The organism is Massilia haematophila, from assembly GCF_042647645.1.
Lineage (GTDB): Bacteria > Pseudomonadota > Gammaproteobacteria > Burkholderiales > Burkholderiaceae_D > Telluria > Telluria haematophila.
The window spans coordinates 3666742-3683450 of sequence record NZ_JBHRVV010000001.1 but is presented as its reverse complement, the minus strand read 5'-3'; the positions used below and the strand labels follow the sequence as shown (position 1 = coordinate 3683450).

14 protein-coding genes are annotated in these 16709 nt (G+C 65.5%); 7 read left to right on the top strand and 7 right to left on the bottom strand.

Going from position 1 to position 16709, the window contains the following annotated elements:
• The first annotated feature begins 1 nt into the window (after position 1).
• The 4 genes from ACFOPH_RS16285 to ACFOPH_RS16270 all read left to right on the top strand — a co-directional run bounded on the left by ACFOPH_RS16285 (position 2) and on the right by ACFOPH_RS16270 (position 5203).
• Entirely contained in the window at positions 2–1033 is a 1032-nt protein-coding gene (locus ACFOPH_RS16285; RefSeq protein WP_312548608.1) for an L-threonylcarbamoyladenylate synthase, read from the top strand.
• A gap of 859 nt (positions 1034–1892) precedes the next feature.
• Positions 1893–3104, top strand: a complete 1212-nt coding sequence (locus tag ACFOPH_RS16280) for an ISL3 family transposase (protein ID WP_379733102.1) — start codon at positions 1893–1895, stop codon at positions 3102–3104.
• Entirely contained in the window at positions 3079–4434 is a 1356-nt protein-coding gene (locus ACFOPH_RS16275) for an SGNH/GDSL hydrolase family protein (RefSeq protein WP_379736428.1), read from the top strand. Before ACFOPH_RS16280 ends, ACFOPH_RS16275 begins: the two co-directional genes overlap by 26 nt.
• Before the next feature lie 88 nt (positions 4435–4522).
• A complete protein-coding gene (locus tag ACFOPH_RS16270; RefSeq protein WP_312548605.1) occupies positions 4523–5203 on the top strand; it encodes an OmpW/AlkL family protein in 681 nt (226 codons plus the stop codon).
• A 99-nt stretch (positions 5204–5302) separates the two neighbouring features.
• Here ACFOPH_RS16270 and ACFOPH_RS16265 read toward each other — a convergent pair whose 3' ends face one another.
• From ACFOPH_RS16265 to ACFOPH_RS16245, 5 genes are all read right to left on the bottom strand, one after another.
• Positions 5303–7342: a putative bifunctional diguanylate cyclase/phosphodiesterase gene (locus ACFOPH_RS16265; RefSeq protein ID WP_312548604.1), complete on the bottom strand. Its 2040-nt coding sequence runs from the start codon at positions 7340–7342 to the stop codon at positions 5303–5305.
• A 275-nt stretch (positions 7343–7617) separates the two neighbouring features.
• Positions 7618–8811 (bottom strand): acyl-CoA dehydrogenase, encoded by a 1194-nt coding sequence (locus ACFOPH_RS16260; protein WP_379736425.1) that lies wholly within the window; start codon positions 8809–8811, stop codon positions 7618–7620.
• Positions 8812–9057: 246 nt separating this feature from the next.
• Positions 9058–9990, bottom strand: coding sequence for an AraC family transcriptional regulator (locus tag ACFOPH_RS16255; RefSeq protein WP_379736423.1), 933 nt, complete (start codon positions 9988–9990; stop codon positions 9058–9060).
• 55 nt (positions 9991–10045) lie between these two features.
• Complete coding sequence (locus ACFOPH_RS16250; RefSeq protein WP_379736421.1) at positions 10046–10882, bottom strand: SDR family NAD(P)-dependent oxidoreductase; 837 nt, start codon at positions 10880–10882, stop codon at positions 10046–10048.
• Between the two features lie 178 nt (positions 10883–11060).
• Positions 11061–11564 carry a flavin reductase family protein gene (locus tag ACFOPH_RS16245; RefSeq protein ID WP_379736419.1) on the bottom strand — a complete coding sequence of 168 codons (504 nt, stop codon included), beginning with the start codon at positions 11562–11564 and terminating at the stop codon, positions 11061–11063.
• Between the two features lie 132 nt (positions 11565–11696).
• On the opposite strand from ACFOPH_RS16245, the gene msrA reads away from it, so the two are divergent.
• Positions 11697–12236, top strand: coding sequence for a peptide-methionine (S)-S-oxide reductase MsrA (gene msrA, locus ACFOPH_RS16240; protein ID WP_312554044.1), 540 nt, complete (start codon positions 11697–11699; stop codon positions 12234–12236).
• Between the two features lie 118 nt (positions 12237–12354).
• On the opposite strand, the gene ACFOPH_RS16235 is transcribed toward msrA, so the two are convergent.
• The gene (locus ACFOPH_RS16235; protein WP_379736416.1) at positions 12355–13560 is read right to left on the bottom strand and encodes a class I SAM-dependent methyltransferase; all 1206 of its coding nucleotides are present in this window, start codon (positions 13558–13560) and stop codon (positions 12355–12357) included.
• A gap of 170 nt (positions 13561–13730) precedes the next feature.
• Positions 13731–14918, bottom strand: coding sequence for a pyridoxamine 5'-phosphate oxidase (pdxH, locus tag ACFOPH_RS16230; RefSeq protein WP_379736414.1), 1188 nt, complete (start codon positions 14916–14918; stop codon positions 13731–13733).
• A 92-nt stretch (positions 14919–15010) separates the two neighbouring features.
• Here pdxH and tcdA point away from each other — a divergent pair, with 92 nt between their 5' ends.
• Both tcdA and ACFOPH_RS16220 read left to right on the top strand, forming a co-directional pair.
• A complete protein-coding gene (gene tcdA / locus ACFOPH_RS16225) occupies positions 15011–15886 on the top strand; it encodes a tRNA cyclic N6-threonylcarbamoyladenosine(37) synthase TcdA (RefSeq protein WP_379736412.1) in 876 nt (291 codons plus the stop codon).
• 133 nt (positions 15887–16019) lie between these two features.
• Entirely contained in the window at positions 16020–16688 is a 669-nt protein-coding gene (locus ACFOPH_RS16220; RefSeq protein ID WP_379736410.1) for an FKBP-type peptidyl-prolyl cis-trans isomerase, read from the top strand.
• The last annotated feature ends 21 nt before the right edge of the window (positions 16689–16709 follow it).

Here is a 16709-nt window from a genome sequence, read left to right as displayed (position 1 = left end):
CATGAACGAAGCAAGCATCGACCAGGCCGCCATCGAAGCGGGCGCGCGCGCGCTCGAAGCGGGCCAGCTGGTCGGCTTCCCGACCGAGACCGTCTATGGCCTCGGGGCCGATGCCGAGAACCCGGCGGCGGTCGCCGCCATCTACGCCGCCAAGGGCCGCCCGCAGGATCACCCGGTGATCGTGCACCTGGCGCCGGAAGCTGACATCGGGCACTGGGCCTGCGAGATTCCGCCGCAGGCGCATGCGCTGGCCGAGGCCTTCTGGCCCGGTCCGCTGACCATGATCCTGAAACGCGCGCCGAACATTCCCGATGCCGTCAGCGGCGGCCAGGACACCGTCGGCCTGCGCTGCCCGTCGCACCCGGTGGCCATTGCGCTGCTGCGCGCCTTCAAGGGCGGGCAGGGCGGGGTGGCCGCGCCTTCGGCGAACAAGTTCGGCCACGTCAGCCCGACGCTGGCCGAGCACGTGCGCGACGAATTCGGCGCCGACGGCACCGTCGCCATGGTGCTCGACGGCGGCGCCGCCCAGGTCGGGATCGAGTCGACCATTGTCGATTTGTCGCGCCTGGCGACCCACGGCCCGGTGCTGCTGCGCCCCGGCCACGTGAGCGCGGAAGCGATCGCGGCGGTCATCGACCAGCTGCCGGGCGCACCGGACGCGGCCGCCCCGCGTGCTTCCGGCACGCTGGAATCGCACTACGCGCCGCACACGCCGGTGGCGATGCAGGACACGGCCAGCCTGGCGCAGACCCTGGTCCGCCTGCACGATGCGGGGCGCAAGGTCGCGCTGATCCATTACTCGGACCTGCCGCCGACACACGCCGGCGAGCGCCTGCCGGCCACGCCGGAAGGTTTCGCCCACGCCCTGTACGCGGCGCTGCGCGCGATGGACGGCAAGGGCGCCGACGTGATCCTGGTCGAGGCCCCGCCGCAAGGCGGCGCCTGGCTCGGCGTCAACGACCGCCTGCGCCGCGCCGCCCACGGCTCGACCGGCATCGTGCACGGCCTGCTCAACCGCGACGCCGGCGTGTAAGCGCGTCGCGCAGCGTAGGGCTGTTCAGGTTGTCGTAGGGTGGACACCTGTGTCCACGCTGTCTCACCCTCGGCAAATCCGCGGCATGAATCGATTGTGCGGTCTTCGCGAGGTCGATCCCCGTGGACACAAGTGTCCACCCTACAAAATCCTCAACGCTGCAGGTCGCAGGGTGGGCACCTGTGCCCACGCAGTCTCACCGCCGGCGAACCCGCGGCATCAAACGCTGGTGCGATTTTCAAGCGGTCAAACCGCGTGGACACAGGTGTCCACCCTACAAAAGCCCGAACGCTGCATTTCCTCGTTTCGTAGGGCGCGCGGCCGGCGTAGTCTCTCGAGCCCACGCCGCTCACCACCGGCGAACCCGCGGCATCAAACGCTGATGCGGGCTTCAAGAGGTCACACCGCGCAGGCACAGGCGCCTATGCAGATCGCATTCATCCCGCGAATTTCTTGCTTGGGCGTCGCATTCCCTCCACACTCGACCCTCCCGATCACCCCTCCCAACCCACACCTTTCCTTTTGACATATAACAAGCATTAATGCTTGATATAATCAAGACCGTTGCCAGCACTTTATCGTTGCATACTGTTGTCTTCGGCCGACGCCGTGACAATTGGTATATATACAAGCGGCAAGAAGACTGGCATATTAGTTAGGGCACGAATAGCACGGGCGTTCGTTTCGTTTCAAAGAAAAAACATCCTTTCCCCTTAGGAGACACAATGCGTCAAAAGAATTGGTTCTTCGCGGGGAATGGGGGAAGACGGGATTGACGAACTGAGCAGGAGGTGGTGGCGGAGGTCTGATGTTGGTAGATTGATAGTCGCCAAACAAATCAGTCTGTCAAACCACCGCCATGCTCAATGCTATGCCGTCTGTCCCGTTTTGGGAAGGCCATATTGTCGATGCCGTCCACGAACAAGAGGACGGGTCGCTGTTAATCGTTCTCGATACCAGCCCTTCAAGCGAAGCTTTGTGCGGGGCATGCCGCCAGCCTTGCGCTCTGGTTCATGAGTGCCGAAGGCGTAAGGTGCGTGACCGCGACATTCTGGATAGGCGTGTCTGGCTCGATGTGCCGGTGCGGCGACTGGACTGCCATCACTGCGACGCACGGGTAGCCGAGCACATTGTTTGGCTCGACCGCCGGGCGCGCATCACGCACCGCGTGCGCCTCTGGGTGGAGGCGCTGGCACAGCTGCTTCCGATAGCCCATGTGGCCCGGTTGACCGGCCTGCACTGGCATACCATCAAGGACATCGATCATCGGCGCTTGCAGCACCTGCATGGTGGCTTCTCGGCAGAAGGCGTACGGCGCTTGGTCATGGACGAATTCGCCCTGCACAAGGGGCACCGGTACGCCACTGTCGCCCTGGATGCCGAACGAATGCGGGTGCTATGGGTGGGAGAAGGCAATAGCCGGGAAGCGATTCGGCCGTTCTTCGAGTTGCTGGGAGAGGAAGGCTGCCAGCGGATCGAAGCCGTTGCCATGGATATGAACACGGCCATGGACCTCGAAGTTCGCCAGCAATGTCCAAACGCAGAAGTCGTCTACGACCTGTTTCATGTGGTGGCGCGCTTCGGTCGCGAAGTGGTCGACCGGGTTCGTGTCGACCAGGCCAATGCCTTGCGTGCCGAACCAAAAGCCCGCCAGGTCATCAAGCGCAGTCGCTGGCTGTTACTGCGCAATCGTGACAACCTCAAGGCCGAGCAGGCCGTCAAGCTCGAAGAGCTGTTGGCTGCCAACCAGCCCTTGGCAACGGTTTACCTGCTCAAGACCGAGCTGAAGGAAATCTGGTATGCGCCATCAGTCCGGGACGGTGCCCGGCGGTGGAAAGCCTGGCTCAAGCTCGCCTTGCAAAGCCAGATCGCACCGCTGATCCAGTTTGCCAAACGCCTGGCCAAATATCGCCGCGGCATCCTGGCATCAGCCATCTATCCGATGAGCTCATCGATCCTTGAAGGCGTCAACAACCGCATCAAGGTCATCAAGCGCATGGCCTACGGTTTTCGGGACGCATCCTACTTCTTCCTGAAAATCAAGGATGCGTTCCCCGGCAAAGTGCGATGAACCAAAGAATTTCGCGCTTGCGCTGCTGACCGCGGCTGCGCTCGCCGCATGCGGCGGCACCGGTAGCAGCGGTGGCGACCAATCGCACCCGATTACTTTCAGTCAGCAAGTCACGTTCGGCGACAGCCTGTCGGACGTCGGTTCCTACAACGTCGGCGCCGTGAAGGCGGCCGGTGGCGGCCGCTTCACCATCAATGGCGTGGACACCGCGAAGAATCCGGCCCTGACCGGCCTGAACTGGACGGAAGTGCTGGCCGCCGAGCTGCGCCTGCCTGCCCCGTGTGCGGCCCAGACCGGCCTGGAAGGCACGGCTCCAGGCTTCAACGTGCCGATCGTCAACAACGTCAACTGCTACAACTACGCCCAGGGCGGCGCGCGCGTGACCAATCCTATTGGCGCCGGCAACAAGGCCAACAAGCCTGAATTCGGCGAAATGACGGTGCCGGTCGTGACCCAGATCCAGAACCACCTGGCCAAGGTCGGCGGCTCCTTCAAGGGCACCGAGCTGGTCACCATCATGGCGGGCGGCAACGACGTCCTGATGCAGCTGGCTGCGGTCAGCGCCGCCGGCACCCGCGCCGGCCAGCAAGCCTTCCCATCGCTGCTGATCGCCGGCCTGGTCGCTGCCACCAAGAACCCGGCATCGGCGCAGGCGATCGGCGCGGCGGTCCAGCAGAACGCTGCGAACGGCCAGACCGCGATCGTCAACGCCGCCGTCACCGCCGCCGTCATGAACGGCGCGACCCAGGCCGACGCTGTCGCCGCCGCCACCAAGGCCGCTGCCGACGCCCAGGCTGCCGGCACCAAGGCCGCCGGCGAGTACGCCGCGGCCAATGCCCAGACCCTGGTCGGCGAACTCGGCCGGGCCGGTGCGGAGAAAGCGGCGCTGGTCAACCAGCTCGTCGCGAAAGGCGCGAAATACGTCATCGTGAACAACCTGCCGGACGTGGCGAACACCCCGTCGGGCCGCGCCCAGCCGGCCCTGCAGCCGCTGATCGACACCATGGTCAACACCTTCAACGCGCAGCTGAAGGCGAACCTGGATCCGAAGTACAACGCGAACGTCCTGTACGTCGACCTGTACACCATCAGCAAGGACCAGATGACCAATCCGCGCACCAAGGAAATCTACGGCCTGACCAACGTCACGACCCCGGCCTGCGACCTGACCAAGACCAAGGACACCTCGCTGCTGTGCACGACCAACACCCTGGTCGCCGGCGATGCGGCAACCTACATGTACGCCGACACGATCCACCCGACCCCGTACGAGTACTGGCTGGTGGCTCGTTATGTCCTGAAGGACATGGCTGTCAAGGGCTGGCTGTAATCCAGGAATAAAGCGAGAACAAAGCTCGCCTGCGCGCCCGCCTGTCGACAGGCGGGCCCTGCAGCTCTTATAAGAATCAGGAGAAATAATGAAAGTACGTTTCAATAGCGTCGTGAAAATGGCCGTGGCTGCCGCCGCGCTGGCTTGCGCAAGCGGCGCTTCGGCGCAGTCGGCCGGCCAGTTGACCGCGAAATTCGGCTTCAACCAGCTGACCCCGAAAGTCGAAAGTGGCGACCTGAGCGGTCCGGCCCTGCCGTTCACCAAGGCATCGGTCGACCGCGACATCCAGCCGGTGCTGATCTTCGCCTACGGCCTGACCAACAACATCTCGGCCGAAGTGGCGCTGGGCACCCCGTACAAGCACAAGATCAAGGGCGCGGGCTCGATCCAGGGCACCGGCGAGCTGGCCACGGTCGAGGCATTGCCGGCGATCGCCCTGCTGCAATACCGCTTCTTCGATCCGAGCGCGACCTTCCGTCCGTATGTCGGCCTCGGCGCAACCTACGCCTACTTCATGAAGGAACGCGGTTCGGGCAAGCTGACCGCGCTGACCAACCCGGGCGGCCCGGCAACGACCCTGAGCATCGACAACAAGTTCACCTACACCGGTCAGGTTGGCCTGGTGACGAACCTGAACGAGCGCTGGTTCGTCGACATGACCGTCAACAAGACCCGCCTGCGCACCGTGGCGAACTTCTCGACCGGCCAGACCCAGAAGATGAAACTGGATCCGGTCTCGGTCATCCTGGCTGTCGGCTACAAGTTCTAAGCATAAAGCGGCACTGGCCGCGACCGGCCGGCACGGCGTCAGCCCTGCCGGCTTTTTTTCGTCCGCGCGCGAGTGGATGAAGGTGGCCGCGCCGTGTTGTCAATGCACGCCGGCCACGTAGCGCGTAAAACGTTCGCCGCTGAGGGCGCGTTCGTAGAGGTAGCCCTGGAAGCCGTGGCAGCCGGCTTCGGACAGGAAGGCGTGCTGGCCCGGGGTCTCGACGCCTTCGGCGATTACCTGCAGGCCCAGGCTGCCGCCGAGGGCGATGATCGAGCGCACGATGGAGGCGTCGTTGCGGTCGGTGAGGACGTCGCGCATGAACGAGTAATCGATCTTCAGCTGGTCCAGCGGCAGCTTGCGCAGGTAGGCCAGCGAGGAATAGCCGGTGCCGAAGTCGTCCAGCGAGAAGGTGATGCCGAGCCGGCGCAGGGTTTCCATGGTCTGCACCGTGTGCGTGAAATCGGTGACGACCAGGGTCTCGGTCAGCTCGAACTTCAGGCCGTGCGGATCGACGCCGGTGGCCGCCAAAATCTCCTGGGTCATCGCGACGAAGTCGGGCTCGACGAACTGGCGCGCGCTGACGTTGACCGACAGCGACAGGTGTTGCGTGGCCGGGTTGCGCTGCCAGCCGGCCAGCTCGGCGCAGGCGGTGGCCAGCACCCAGCGGCCGATGTCGACGATCAGGCTGGTTTCCTCGGCTGCCTTGATGAACTCGGTCGGGTAGAGCATCTCGCCGCTGGGCAGGCGCCAGCGCAGCAGGGCCTCGGCGCCGATCACGCGGCTGTTGCCGTCGAGCTGGGGCTGGTAATAGAGCATGAACTCCTGGTTGCGCAGGGCGCGCCGCAGGCCGCTTTCGAGTTCCGAGCGCGCGCTCCAGGCCGCCTGCATGGCCGGATCGAAGAAGCGGAAGGTGTTGCGCCCGGCGGCCTTGGCCTGGTACATCGCGGTGTCGGCCTGCTTCAGCGCCGATTCCACGGTGTCGGTCACGCCGCTGATCATCGTGACGCCCACGCTGGTCGAGACCGCGTACATGAAGTCGGCCAGCTGGAACGGCGTGGCCATTGCCGCGACGATCTTCGCCGCCACCGTCTCGGCCTGGTGCGCGGCCGCGTCCGGGGTGTCCTCCTCGGGCGGCACCAGGATCACGAATTCGTCGCCGCCCAGGCGCGCCACCATGTCGGCTTCGCGCACGCTGTGCTCGAGCCGGCGCGCCACCGCCTGCAGCAGCATGTCGCCGGCGGCGTGGCCGTGGGTGTCGTTCAGGGTCTTGAAGTTGTCGAGGTCGCAGAACATCAGCGCGCCGAACTTTCGCGAGCGCGCGCTGCCGACCAGGGCGCGGCGCAAATGGTCGTGCAGGCTGGCGCGGTTCGGCAGTTCGGTCAGGGCGTCGAAATAGGCCAGCCGGTGGATGCGCGCCTCGTTGCTCTTGCGTTCGCTGATGTCGGTGCTGATGACCAGGATCTTCTGCGGCACGCCGGCAACGGGGTCCGATTGCACCACGGTCCAGCGCGTGTCGGCCTGCATCGGGCTGCCGTCGCGCCGGTGCTGGGACAGCTCGCCCGACCATTCGCCTTCCTCGACCGCCTGGCGCCAGGCTTCGCTGTAGGCGCTATGGTCGTCGCACAGCAGGTCGGGCATGTGCTGGCCGCGCGCTTCCTCGGCGGTCCAGCCGTACAGGCGTTCGGCGCCCTGGTTCCAGTAGGTGATGCGGGTGCTCATGTCCATCACGAAGATGGCGTCGTGCGCCTTGTCCAGCAGCGAAGCCTGTTCCAGGGCCAGCATGTCGGCGCGGCGCACCACGGTGATGTCGGCGATAAATCCTTCGAGCGCCACCACGACGCCGCGCTCGTCGTAGACGGCGGCCCCTTGCTCCCAGGCCCAGCGCATCTGGCCGGCGGCGTTGGTGATGCGGTAGCTCAGCTGGTAGGAACGGCGATCGCGGATCGCGGCGTTGGTGTCGTCGGCCACCTTGGCGCGGTCATCGGGATGGATCAGGCTGGCAAACGAGAGGGCATGCGCGCCGATGAAGGCCGCGGCTGGATAGCCGGTCAGCTTCTCGACGCCGGCGCTGATGAACTCCATGGTCCACTCGGGATCGTTCAGGCAGCGGTACACCGTACCGGGCAGGTTACTGAGCAACAGATCGAGCGATAAAGCCGACGATCCCTGGGCCCGGGAATTTGGCGACGCCGCAGTGTCAGTGGAGTACATGTTCCGCGCGATTGAGTTGGTGGAACACTATCGGAGGGTTAATTGATTAATCACATGGTAACGCGAAAACTATGCAGATTCGGTATCGTATTTACGAATAATTTGCGATGTTGCCAGATAGATACGGTTTGCGTTATGCCGGCTGAATAAAAAAGGCGGGCGCCGACGCGTGTCGGGCCCGCCCTGCGCATCCGCCGGCGCGATCAGAACGCCGCGATGCCGGTCTGCGCACGGCCCAGGATCAGGGCGTGGATGTCGTGCGTGCCCTCATAGGTGTTGACCACTTCGAGGTTGACCATGTGGCGGATGATGCCGAATTCGTCGGAGATGCCGTTACCGCCCAGCATGTCGCGCGCGGTGCGGGCGATATCCAGGGACTTGCCGCAGGAATTGCGCTTCATGATCGAGGTGATCTCGACCGCGGCGGTGCCTTCGTCCTTCATGCGGCCCAGGCGCAGGCAGCCTTGCAGGCCGAGCGTGATCTCGGTCTGCATGTCGGCCAGCTTCTTCTGTACCAGCTGGTTTGCCGCCAGCGGTTTGCCGAACTGGTTGCGGTCCATCGTGTACTGGCGCGCGGTGTGCCAGCAGGCTTCGGCGGCGCCCAGCGCGCCCCAGGCGATGCCGTAGCGGGCCGAGTTCAGGCAGGTGAACGGACCTTTCAGGCCGCGCACTTCGGGGAAGGCGTTTTCTTCCGGGCAGAACACGTTGTCCATCACGATTTCGCCGGTGACCGAGGAACGCAGGCCGAACTTGCCGTGGATCGCCGGCGCCGACAAGCCTTCCCAGCCTTTTTCCAGCACGAAGCCGCGGATCGCGCCTTCGTCGTCCTTGGCCCAGACGACGAACACGTCGGCGACCGGGGAATTCGTGATCCACATTTTCGAGCCGCTCAAGCTGTAGCCGCCGTCCACTTTACGGGCGCGGGTGACCATCGAGCCCGGGTCGGAGCCGTGGTTCGGTTCGGTCAGGCCGAAGCAGCCGATCCATTCGCCGGTGGCCAGTTTCGGCAGGTATTTCTGCTTGGTCGCTTCGTTGCCGAACTCGTAGATCGGGACCATGACGAGGGACGATTGCACGCTCATCATCGAGCGGTAGCCCGAGTCGACGCGCTCGACTTCGCGCGCGATCAGGCCGTAGGCGACGTAGTTCAGGCCCGGACCGCCGTACTGCTCGGGAATGGTTGGACCGAGCAGGCCCAGTTCGCCCATCTCGCGGAAGATCGAGGTGTCCATGGTCTCGTGGCGGAAGGCCTCGAGGATGCGCGGCTGCAGCTTGTCCTGGCAGTAGGCGGCGGCGGCGTCGCGCACCATGCGCTCTTCGTCGGTGAGCTGGCTGTTCAGCAGCAGCGGATCATCCCAGTGGAAAGCGGTCTTGCGAGGCGAATTGGATGGCGTCATGGATCGGTCCTGGTTAGCGCGTCTAACAAAAACTCCATGGCAGCGTTGCATCGTCTTGCCGTACGCTCGTACTGTCTTCGACGATGCGCCTTGCCCTGTAGGTTTTGTTAGACGCTCTTGGGTTCTTGTCGGCGGAAGGCAGCGGGGGCATTCCGGGATCAAGGGATTATAGGAAGGACGTTCCGATGCATCTTTTCTAACTGCGACAGCCATTTTCATTTTCCCGCGTGCGTCCATGCAGGGAGGCTACTGCGAAAACGAGACGGCCTCCGTCAGGCCGGCCTCGCGCAGGCGCATCATGTCGCGCGTCGGGGCGCTGCCGAAGTGGCGCGCGTATTCGCGACTGAACTGCGAGGCGCTCACGTAACCGACGCGCTGGCAGGCCAGGTTCGCATCCATGCCGGTCGACAGCATCAACCTGCGCGCTTCCTGCAGGCGCAGGGTTTTCTGGAACTGCAGCGGGCTCATCGACGTGAGCGACTTGAAGTGCCCGTGCAGCGCCGACGGGCTCATGTGCGCCAGGGCGGCCATCTCGCCGATGCGCATCGGCTGGTCGTAATGGGCGCGGATCCAGGCCACCACCTTGCCGACCCGGGTCGACTCGATCCGCCCCAGCTGGGCCAGGCGCGTACCGAAGGGGCCGCGCAGCAGGCGCAGCACGATTTCGTCGTGCACCAGCGGCGCCAGCAGGGCGGCATCCTCGGGCTGCGCGGCCAGCGCCAGCAGGCGCACGGCGGCGTCGACGATCGCCTCGCTCGCCTGGGCTACATACACCGCGCGCGCCTGGGGCACCGGCGGCGCGCCGTCCGGCCAGGCCTTCAGCACCAGTTCGGCCAGCCGTTCCTGGTCGAAATCGAGCCGGAACGACAGGTAGGGCGCGGCCACGCTGGCCTGCCGGATCATGGCCGCGATCGGCAGGTCGAGCGAGAAGACCAGCATGCGCGACGGGTCGTAGTCGTAGGCCTCGTCGCCCAGCATCACGGTCTTGGCGCCTTGCGCCACGATGCACAGCGCCGGCCGGTGCAGGCCGTGCACCAGCTCCTCGCTCGGGGTGGAGGCGCGCACCGCATGCAGTCCGGGAATGCAGGTGGCAAACGAATCGTCGCTAGGCGCGTTGGCGGCAAGCAGGGCGGCCAGGCGCGCCAGTCCCGGGGCGGAGGAGGGCGTCGATGCAGTCATGGTCGGCGCAGGATACACCACGCCTGAGCGCCTAAACAAAACCTCCATGGCACTCTTAATTGTCGTGGTCGGTCGACAGCGACAATGCCTTCATGGCCGCGATTTCGCCGCGGCGCGCTTCGAGTTCCGCTTCGGCCATCGCGACGGCATCGCTGCCGGCCAGGAAGCGGCGCGGCGGCGCGGCCATGCCGGCCAGTTCGAGTATGGCGGCGGCCAGCTTCACCGGGTCGCCCAGCTGCCTGCCCTTGTAGGCGCCATAGGCCTGCGCGATGCTGCCGTGGGCGGCATAGTCGTCGATGACGTTCGCGCCGTAGCGTACCGAGTCCGGGGCCAGGAAGCCGGTACGGAAGAAGCCCGGCTCGACGGTCGTGAGCTTGATGCCGAAGGGTTCGATTTCGAGCGCGAGCGAGGACGACAAGCCCTCCAGCGCAAACTTGGTCGCGCAATACACGGAGGAACCGTTGAAACCGGTGACGCCGGCGATCGAGCCGATGTTGATGACGTGCCCGCCGCGCTGGCGCCGCAGGACCGACAGCGCCGCACGCAGCATGTGCATGACGCCGTACACGTTCACCGCGAACTGCTGCGCGATGTCGTCCGGCGTGACCTCTTCCAGGCGTCCCAGCAGGCCGTAGGCGGCGTTGTTGACCAGCACGTCGATGCGGCCGAAGCGTTCGACCGCGGCGGCAATCGCGGGCGCGGCCTGCGCTTCGCTGGCGACGTCGAGCTGGACCAGCGCGACGCGCTCCTGGTCGACCGTGCCGAAGGCATCCCGCAGTTGCGCCAGGCTGCGGCCCGTTGCGGCGACCTTGTCGCCGGCAGCGAGCGCCGCGCGGGCGAGGTCGGCGCCGATGCCGCGGCCGGCGCCCGTGATGAACCAGACTTTGCTCATGATGTTTTCTCCAGGTTGTGCCACATGGCGTGGCGTTGAACGTGGAGAGCATGGTAGGGCGGGAGCAGGGCGGCGACTTGCCTGAAACTCCAGGAAGCTGGCGCATTTCTCGCCGGATGGCGGGCGGGGCGGACGCGTGCAGTCAGCGTGAAGTTAGCGTAACGCGCCTGCGTGCGCCTCAGGGGGTGACGCCGAAACGACCGCCGTGGAACAGCAGCGCCGGCTGCGGTTCGACTTCGCATTCCTCGACTTCGCCCACGAAGATCACATGGTCGCCTTCGGGATAGCGGCTGCGGTTATGGCATTCGAACCAGGCGACCGCGCCTTTCAGGATCGGCTGGCCGGTGCGCGAGAGCAGGTAATCGACGCCGGCGAAGGGATCCTCGCCGCGGCGCGAGAAGCGCAGCGCCAGTTCTTCCTGGCCGGCCGCGAGCACGTTGATGACGTAGTGCGAGTTGCCGCTGAAGATGGGCAGGCTGTTGGCGCGCGCGCCCAGGCTCCACAGCACCAGCGGCGGATCGAGCGAGACGGAATTGAACGAACTGGCGGTCAGGCCGCGGAAGCTGCCGTCGGCCAGGCGCGTCGTGATGACGGTGACCCCGGTCGCGAATTGCGACAGCGCCTGGCGGAAATGCGCCGTGTCGAAACCGCGCTCGGTGGCGCGGGGAGAGCGTGTGTTCATCGGTACCTTGAAAAGTTGCATGCTCATTATGCCATCGCGAGACATTCGACGCCGCCAGCCTCCATGTTGCCGCTGCATAAAAAGTGACTTTACGTTAGAGTGAGGTCATAGCTAACAGTGTCGAGGTATGGAATGAGCGAGCAAAAAACGACCGATGTGGCGATCCTCGGCGGAGGGTGCTTCTGGTGCGTCGAGGCCGTCTACCTGGAGGTGCGCGGAATCACGCGCGTGGAGTCGGGCTACATGGGCGGGCAGGTCGTCAACCCGAGCTACGAGCAGGTATGCGGCGGCGCCACGGGGCACGCCGAAGTGGTGCGGCTGGAGTTCGATCCCTCGGTCATCAGCTACCGCGACATCCTGCAGATCTTCTTCACGATCCACGACCCGACCACGCCCGACCGCCAGGGCAACGACGTCGGCCCGCAATACCGTTCCGTGATCTTCACGCAGGGCGCCGAGCAGGAGGCGACGGCGCGCCAGGTGATGGCGGAGATGGCGGCCGTGTGGGACGCGCCGATCGTCACCCAGGTGCTGCCGGCCGAGACCTGGTACAAGGCCGAGGAGTACCACCAGAATTATTACGCCCAGCATCCGATGCAGGGCTATTGCGCCTTCGTGGTGGCGCCGAAGGTGGCCAAGTTCAGGAAGACGTTTCAGCAGTTAATGAAGTAGGGCGCCTGCGAAGTCGTAGGGTGGGCACTCCGTGCCCACGCGTAAACGGTGAACAGACGCGGCGCCTCATGAACGCCAACACGACGCAAGCGTCACGCGTGGGCACGGAGTGCCCACCCTACGGGTACATGTACCTGCGCGACCACGGGATCTGCGCCGGGTCTTCGCCGGCCTTGCCGCAGACGATCTGGTACAGGCTGATCCAGTCGTGGGCAAAGGCGTAGGCGCAGCCGGCGAGGTAGACGTGCCAGATGCGGAAGCGCTTGGCATCCGTGAGCCTGGCGATGGCGTCGGCCCGGTTCTCGAAGTTCTCGGTCCAGGCCGCGCAGGTTTTGGCGTAGTGGCGGCGCAGGTTCTCGACGTCGCGCACCTCCAGGCCGCCCTGCTGCATGGTCTTGATGACTTCCGACAGGTGTGCCAGCTCGCCGTGCGGGAACACGTATTGGTCGATGAATTCGCCGCCGCCATAGGGCGAAGAGCGTCCTTCGACGTCCGTGCTGGTGATGCCGTGGTTCATGACCACGCCGTCCGGGGCGAGCAGGGCGTTGATGCGCTCGAAGTACTCGGGCAGGTGCTTGACGCCGACGTGTTCGAACATGCCGACGCTGGTGATGCGGTCGAACTGGCCGCCGACGTCGCGGTAGTCCTGCAGGCGGATCTCGACGCGTCCCTCCAGCCCGGCCGCCGCCACGCGTTCGCGCGCAAGCCGCGCCTGGTTTTCCGACAGCGTGACCCCGACCACGCGCGCGCCGAACTGCCGCGCCGCGCGGATCGCCAGCGCGCCCCAGCCGCAGCCGATGTCGAGCAGGGTGTGGCCGGGGCGCACGCCGATCTTGGTCAGGATGTGGTCGATCTTGCGCACCTGCGCCGTGCCGAGGTCTTCCTCGCCGGTCTCGAAATAAGCGCAGGAATAGACCATGTTCTCGTCGAGCCAGGCCTGGTAGAACTCGTTGGAGACGTCGTAGTGGTAGCGAATCGCCTCGGCGTCCTTCTTGCGCGTGTGCGGCGACAGCAGGCGCAGCGGATGGGTGAAGTGGCGTTCGTGCTTGCCGCTCGATGCCGCCAGTTCGCTGCCGATGCGGATCATGTCGGCGGCGCGGCCCTGGACGTCGATCGCGCCCTCGACGTAGGCGCGCCCGAGGTTGTAGAGCGAGGGCGAGAGCAGGTAGCGCAGCGAGGATGCCTGCGGGATGCGGATCGTCACGCGCGGCGCTTCGGCGGACAGGTCGACATGTTCTCCGTTCCAGAGTTCCACCCGCAAGGGCAGGGACAGCTTGCTGCGCATGCCCGCGCTCCAGGCAGTCAGCTTCATTTCGTTGAACACGTATTCCTCCGGCTTTGAGAAGAAGCCGGCCCATGCCGCGCCGGCCATACGAATCACTCGAAAACTGCTGCCGCTGTGGCGGCTTGTCGAGACCTGCTTGCCTTTACAAATGCGGTTAAAAATGCGACTACAACTGCGGTTGCAAGGGCGCTTGGAAGCGCGCTTGCAAACTAGGGCTGCAAACGCTGCCGCGTCCAGCTGCCGTCCTGCTGCCGCTCGTAGACGATGCGGTCATGGAAACGCGAGCGGCGTCCCTGCCAGAACTCGATGCGCTCGGGCACCAGCCGGAAGCCGCCCCAGTTGGCGGGACGCGGCGGCGCCTCGCCGGCTTGCGCGGCGACCGCTTCGTAGTTCTGTTCCAGGGCCGCGCGGCTTGCGATCGGCGCGCTCTGCTGGGAGGCAATCGCCGACAGGCGGCTCTTCAGCGGCCTGCTGTGGAAATACTTGTCGCTTTCCTCGGGCGAGGTGGTTTCGACCCGGCCCTCGATGCGCACCTGGCGCTCGAGTTCGCTCCAGAAGAATAACAAGGCGCCATGCGGGTTGGCGCGCAGTTCCTGCGCCTTGCGGCTGTCGTAATTGGTGTACCAGGTGAAGCCGCGCTCGTCGAACTGCTTGACCAGCACGATGCGCGAACTCGGCCGGCCATCGGCGTCGACCGTCGCCACGTTCATGGCGTTCGGCTCGTTGACCTCGGCTTTCAAGGCCTGTTCGAACCAGCGCGTGAACTGCTGGATCGGGTCGTCCAGCACGTCGTCCTCGTTCAGGCTGGCCTGGCCGTAATCCTTGCGCAGGCCGGCCACCGCTTCGCCGATCGAGGGCGCCGGCGCATCGATCCCGCGGCGTTGCTGCATCGCCTGGCCCAGGCGCGCCATCTGCTCGCCCGAGAACAGGCGCAGCGCCATCGGCGCCAGCGTGCTTTCCTCGCGTTCCATGTGGGACAGGTAGCGCTGGCAGAAGCGCTGCACGTTGGTGGTCGACAGCGTGCTGGCGCTGCCGTCGGCAATCGCGGCGAGCTGCTCGTGCAGGTCCTGCCAGAGGGCGTCCATGTCCTTGTGGTCCTGCAGGATCACCGGCGCCAGCGCCTGCAGGGTGGCGGCGTCCTCGCCCTGGGCCACCGCGCGCAGCATCGGGATCAGGTCCTGCTCTTCGTCGTCGTGGTGCAGGTGGGCTGCCTTCTCGAAGTACTTCAGCACCGCGCCGGCCGCCTGGCGCGCCTGCTCGTCGGCGCCGTGCTCGGGCAGGTGCGAGAGCAGGCGTTCGAGCGTGCCGAGCTGCTTGCGGATGCGTCCGTGACAATGCTTGAGGACGGCGATCGGCTGGTCGAAACCGGGAGCGGCTTCCGGGAGGAAATCATTCATTTGCGTTTTTGCGACAAGGAAAATAATTTTTGATTGACTGACTTGCATTTTAGAGCAAGTCGTGCCTGCCCGGTCCGGTAAAATGCTGGGCTATGAATACGATCAACCACCCCATCCCGGCAGGAACTTTGGACGATGACGTCGACTTCGCACGCCGTTTCGGCGGCATTGCCCGTCTTTACGGCGAGCGTGCCTTGGAACGCTTCCGCGCGGCGCACGTTTGCGTGATCGGCGTCGGCGGCGTCGGTTCCTGGGTGGTCGAGGCGCTGGCGCGCAGCGCGGTCGGCCACCTCACCCTGATCGACCTCGATAATGTGGCCGAGTCGAACATCAACCGCCAGATCCAGGCCTTGAGCTCGACCGTCGGCATGCCGAAGATCGAGGCGCTGCGCGAGCGTATCGCGCAAATCAATCCTTTCTGCCAGGTGACCCTGGTCGAGGACTTCATCGAGCCCGATAACATCGAGCAGATGATCGCCGGCAAGGGTTTCGACTACGTGGTGGACGCCATCGACAGCGTCAAGGCCAAGGCCGCCCTGATCGCCTACTGCCGCGACCACAAGCTGCCCCTGGTCACCATCGGCGGCGCCGGCGGCCAGCTCGACCCGACGAAAATCGAAGTGCGCGACCTGGCCCGCACCGAGCAGGAGCCGCTCCTGAAAAAGGTGCGCAAGCTGCTGCGCGCGCAGTACGGTTTCTCGCGCGGCGAAAAGCAGAAGTACCACATCGACGCCGTGTTCTCGATGGAGCCGCTGCGCTACCCGGAAGAAGGGGAAGCCTGCGAGGTGGGCTCCAGCGTCACCGGCCTGAACTGCGCCGGTTTCGGTTCGAGCATGGTGGTGACGGCCAGCTTCGGCATGATCGCCGCCGGCCACATCCTGCGCCGCATGGCCGAGGCGGCCCAGGAGCAGGCCGTCGTGGCAGCGCCTGCCGGCGCCGGGACGGCAACGCTGCCGGAAGCCGCATGAGGCCGCGCAAGGCCACCGCATAAGACCGCCGTACAAGAGCGGCCCAGGAGACCGACTCCTGCGGCTGTCCAACGCGGGGAGGCGTTTGCTATCATAGGATTGTCGATTGAATCCTGTTATTGAAAGAGCCTCCATGATGCGTCGTACTTCCTTCCTCGCCCTGTTGCTTGCGGCCGCCGCCGCCCATGCCCAGCAGGGTGCACCGAATGCCACCCCGGCCACCCCGGCCACCCCGGCCAACCTGCCGCAGAACGCACCGGCCGCCGACCAGGCGGCAAGCACCGTGCGCCAGCAGGGCGTGCAGAGCGCCGCCGACCAGGCCGCCGCGGGTTCGCAGCAGGCCGCTGGCGCCGCCGGGCAGGCCGTGCAGAGCGGCGCGGAAGCGGCCAGCGGTGCGGCCCAGGACGCCGCCGCGGCCGCCCAGGCGCCGCAGCCGGTGGCGCCAAGCGGTCCCCAGCTCGAGATCGTCGACCAGGTGGTCGGCAAGGGCAAGACTGCCGAGATCGGCCACAAGGTCACCGTCAACTACACCGGCTGGTTCTTCAAGCCGATGGCGCGCAACCAGCGCGGCCGCAAATTCGATTCCTCGCTCGACGCCGGCCGTACGCCGCTCGACTTCCAGCTCGGCGCCGGCCAGGTCATCAAAGGTTGGGAGCAGGGCGTGGCCGGCATGAAGGTCGGCGGCAAGCGCACCCTGATCATCCCGAGCCACCTGGCCTACGGCAAGCGCGGCGCGCCGGGCGGCAGCATTCCGCCGGACACCGACCTGATCTTCGACGTGGAACTGCTCGGCGTAAAATAAACCCAACTTTGTCAACTGATG

Excerpts from the sequence above, each read along its gene's own strand:
- ACFOPH_RS16285 (WP_312548608.1), top strand. The coding sequence starts at position 2 with ATGAACGAAGCAAGCATCGACCAGGCCGCCATCGAAGCGGGCGCGCGC.
- ACFOPH_RS16280 (WP_379733102.1), top strand. The coding sequence starts at position 1,893 with ATGCTCAATGCTATGCCGTCTGTCCCGTTTTGGGAAGGCCATATTGTC.
- ACFOPH_RS16275 (WP_379736428.1), top strand. The coding sequence starts at position 3,079 with ATGCGTTCCCCGGCAAAGTGCGATGAACCAAAGAATTTCGCGCTTGCG.
- ACFOPH_RS16270 (WP_312548605.1), top strand. The coding sequence starts at position 4,523 with ATGAAAGTACGTTTCAATAGCGTCGTGAAAATGGCCGTGGCTGCCGCC.
- ACFOPH_RS16260 (WP_379736425.1), bottom strand. The coding sequence starts at position 8,811 with ATGACGCCATCCAATTCGCCTCGCAAGACCGCTTTCCACTGGGATGAT.
- ACFOPH_RS16255 (WP_379736423.1), bottom strand. The coding sequence starts at position 9,990 with ATGACTGCATCGACGCCCTCCTCCGCCCCGGGACTGGCGCGCCTGGCC.
- ACFOPH_RS16250 (WP_379736421.1), bottom strand. The coding sequence starts at position 10,882 with ATGAGCAAAGTCTGGTTCATCACGGGCGCCGGCCGCGGCATCGGCGCC.
- ACFOPH_RS16245 (WP_379736419.1), bottom strand. The coding sequence starts at position 11,564 with ATGAACACACGCTCTCCCCGCGCCACCGAGCGCGGTTTCGACACGGCG.
- msrA (WP_312554044.1), top strand. The coding sequence starts at position 11,697 with ATGAGCGAGCAAAAAACGACCGATGTGGCGATCCTCGGCGGAGGGTGC.
- pdxH (WP_379736414.1), bottom strand. The coding sequence starts at position 14,918 with ATGAATGATTTCCTCCCGGAAGCCGCTCCCGGTTTCGACCAGCCGATC.
- tcdA (WP_379736412.1), top strand. The coding sequence starts at position 15,011 with ATGAATACGATCAACCACCCCATCCCGGCAGGAACTTTGGACGATGAC.
- ACFOPH_RS16220 (WP_379736410.1), top strand. The coding sequence starts at position 16,020 with ATGATGCGTCGTACTTCCTTCCTCGCCCTGTTGCTTGCGGCCGCCGCC.